The sequence below is a fragment of the Candidatus Cloacimonadota bacterium genome, assembly GCA_020532355.1.
In the GTDB taxonomy this organism is placed as follows: domain Bacteria; phylum Cloacimonadota; class Cloacimonadia; order Cloacimonadales; family Cloacimonadaceae; genus UBA5456.
Genome location: JAJBBD010000018.1, coordinates 1 through 3,056, shown reverse-complemented (window position 1 = coordinate 3,056; position 3,056 = coordinate 1). Strand labels below are relative to the sequence as shown.

Genomic DNA, 3,056 nt, shown 5'->3' with positions numbered 1-3,056 from the left:
TCAAGCCATCGGTAAATCCAGACAGTGGGTCTACATCTATCTGGAGGCCCTGGCATCAATAGAGGTTGTTGATCTGAGGCAGCACGTTTATGTGGTCATATCCCGCCAAAACGTGCCAAAAATCGGCAGAAAAGTCCAGAAAGGTATCTTGGGTCAACTCAGGAGTTTGAATAAGGCTGGGTGTTATAGATTGCTGGAGTAGGAACTATTAGCAGGGGAACAACAGACACATTGCTATCCGGATTAACTACTCCACTCCACTATTCTCTATGTTCGCACAAGCGGTAAGTCATCGGTAGGTCACAACAATGGGTTTTTATGTATCTGGAAGCATTGGCATCAATTGGAGTGATTGAGAAAGTTGATTGTTACTATAAGCTTTTGCGAAAGACAGAGTTTGGGCTATCGGATCAAACATCAAATAGGGGATACTCCAAACTCAAGTACATAAAATATCGTAAATGAATCCCAACACAATACCAGCACACTAGAAAGGAAGAAATAAAATCTTAACTTGACAGATTCCAGACATTCGATTGTATGGGGCACATGAGAAAATATCACGTTAAATAAGAATAAAATTGAGGTGCCGTATGATTATCAGAGCATCTATGAGAAACTTTCTCTCGTTTGATGAAGAGAATGAGTTGTCCATGGTAGCGTCGAAAGTATCCTCGCATCCAGAACAATTGTTTCAGGATATCGAGAAACCAGTAAAAAAAGTATTGAAGCTATCCCTAATTTTTGGGCCAAATGCTTCAGGGAAATCAAATGTTGTTAAAGCTATCGACTTTATCAGGAGAAGTGTTACTGGAAGGATTAGTGCCATGCTTCCAACAACGACACATTTTAAGCTACAAGATCCAGTATTAGAGTCAGAAAGTAGGTTAGAAATAGACTTCAAATGTGACAACAATCTGTATCGGTATGGTTTTCTATATGACAGTGGAAAGTATCCTGAGGAGTGGCTTTATCAAATCACTCCAACACGGTTGAAGCCACTTTTTCTTAGGAAAGCTAAAGACACGAAACGTGTTATAGACTGGGGAGAGTCTGAGTTTAACTCAAAAAAAGATAAAGAATTCTACGAATTCGTTAACAGGGGTACTCCAGACAACAGACTATTGTTAAAGGAACTAAGGCAAAAACAGCTTCCATTGTACAAGTCTGTTTACAAATGGTTCGATAAGCTAGTAATAATCTATCCCAATACTAGAAGAGGTGATTATCTTCATATGTACACCAACATGGATCTCCAAAAACTATATCGGGAGACATTAATCAGTTGTGATACAGGAATATCAGATATAAGGTTCATTGATGTTGATCAAAAAGATGTGGAGCGAAACATCCCCGAACAAGTTTTTAGAGACATCATCTTAAACACAAAACCTTTAGCTGACTCATTAACTCTAATACATACACCAAGAAGTCGTTATATTATGGGGTTTAAAAACAAAATGCCTTTTTTTAAAATGATGACATTTATCCATGATATACCCAACAGCAATAAGCAAGTTGAGTTCGATTTCCCCGATGAGTCTGATGGCACTATTAGATTACTAGATTTGATTCCCCTGTTAGGTGACGTAAAAAACAACAGAATTGTTGTTATTGACGAGCTTGATAGGAGTCTTCACCCGAAATTAACCAAACACATTATTGAAACTTGCGTGAGCAATTCAGAAAAAAATGAATCACAATTGATAGCTACCTCACATGATATAAACTTACTAGATCCTAGTTTGTTAAGAAGGGATGCGATTTGGTTTGTTAGGAAAAATCAGAATATGGGCTCTACGCTGTACTCACTTGAGGAGTTTAAGACAAGAAATGATAAAGATTTGAGAAATGCATATATGGAGGGGCTTTATGGAGCAATCCCCTATGTATGATAAATATGAATTTAACAGACAGTTCGAAAGAAAATCCAAGATTACTGACCCAGGTATTTACATCATAGCTTGTGAAGGGACAAAGGACGAACCGGGGTACATTAAGGAGTTTGTAAAAAAGAAACGCATAAGAGCGAAAGTGTTCATTGCGCCGAGAGAAGAGGGAGACCATGGCTCAAATCCTTGGCATGTATATGAAATTCTGAAAACAAGCATGGCAAATTTGTCAATTTCTTCTAAAAACAAATCTATACACTATTGGATTATGGTGGATAGAGACAAGGATAGATTGAAGGAACTTAGGGAGGTTAAAGACCAATGTGATGCTGAAGGAGTTAGCATTGCTTATAGTAGCCCATGTGTCGAGTTATGGTTTTTACTCCATTATAAAGAATTAAGCTCATTGAGCAAAAAGGTTCTGACTAAGCTTCTAACTCCCAAAAACATGAAAAAACACTTAAAAAGAAACTGCATAGATATTGGGAAGGGATTTTCGGAAATCCTACCACTAACTGATATTGCAATTGATAGGGCGAGATCAATCGATAAACCTCATATTGATTTTCCTGAGGATTTCTGTACCAGAGTGTATAGGCTTGTACAAGAGTTATTATCATTTGATTAGGGGTGATAACATATAGACAAGATTCCAAAGTCAGTTTCATTTATAAGTAATCCGGACTCAGAATATTGATTACGTGATTTCTTCATTAACTGCGTTAGGTAGTTGCGAGCGTTTCATTTCTTTAAGATTTGATCGTAATTTGGCTATTGACATATTTGTTTGTTTCATTATGTTTGGGTTTGTTAGGTTTTATCCTCGTTTATTGGAAGACCTCCATAGCCTAACATATTGATATATAAATATGATATGCAAGGAGCAACATGGAAGACAGGCTGCTATCTGTTGAGGACTTGAGACTCTATCTGGGAGTGAACAGAGATACTGTGTACAAGTGGGTGAACGAAAAAGGCTTGCCCGCATTGAAGATTGGTCGGTTGTGGAAGTTTCGAAAAGCCGATGTGGACGAGTGGGTAAAGCAATTTACGCACAAGAAACCTGTCGCAGCTAAGAAGAAGTAGCATCGGGCAGTTTAGTATCTAACCAATCCTCATACTTGGAAAACAAATAAATGCCAATGGCACGTAAATAAAGGGACT

Annotated in this window: 4 protein-coding genes; all 4 read left to right on the top strand. The window is 37.9% G+C overall.

The window, feature by feature from the left end; genetic code table 11:
• A partial coding sequence (locus tag LHW48_00540) for a hypothetical protein (GenBank protein MCB5258949.1) occupies window positions 1-202 on the top strand: 202 nt, incomplete at its 5' end.
• A 391-nt stretch (window positions 203-593) separates the two neighbouring features.
• On the top strand, window positions 594-1,895 hold the full coding sequence (locus LHW48_00535) for an ATP-binding protein (protein MCB5258948.1): 1,302 nt from the start codon (window positions 594-596) through the stop codon (window positions 1,893-1,895).
• Window positions 1,873-2,520 carry an RloB family protein gene (locus LHW48_00530; GenBank protein ID MCB5258947.1) on the top strand — a complete coding sequence of 216 codons (648 nt, stop codon included), beginning with the start codon at window positions 1,873-1,875 and terminating at the stop codon, window positions 2,518-2,520. Before LHW48_00535 ends, LHW48_00530 begins: the two co-directional genes overlap by 23 nt.
• Before the next feature lie 260 nt (window positions 2,521-2,780).
• On the top strand, window positions 2,781-2,978 hold the full coding sequence (locus tag LHW48_00525; protein ID MCB5258946.1) for a helix-turn-helix domain-containing protein: 198 nt from the start codon (window positions 2,781-2,783) through the stop codon (window positions 2,976-2,978).
• Window positions 2,979-3,056: the final 78 nt, after the last annotated feature.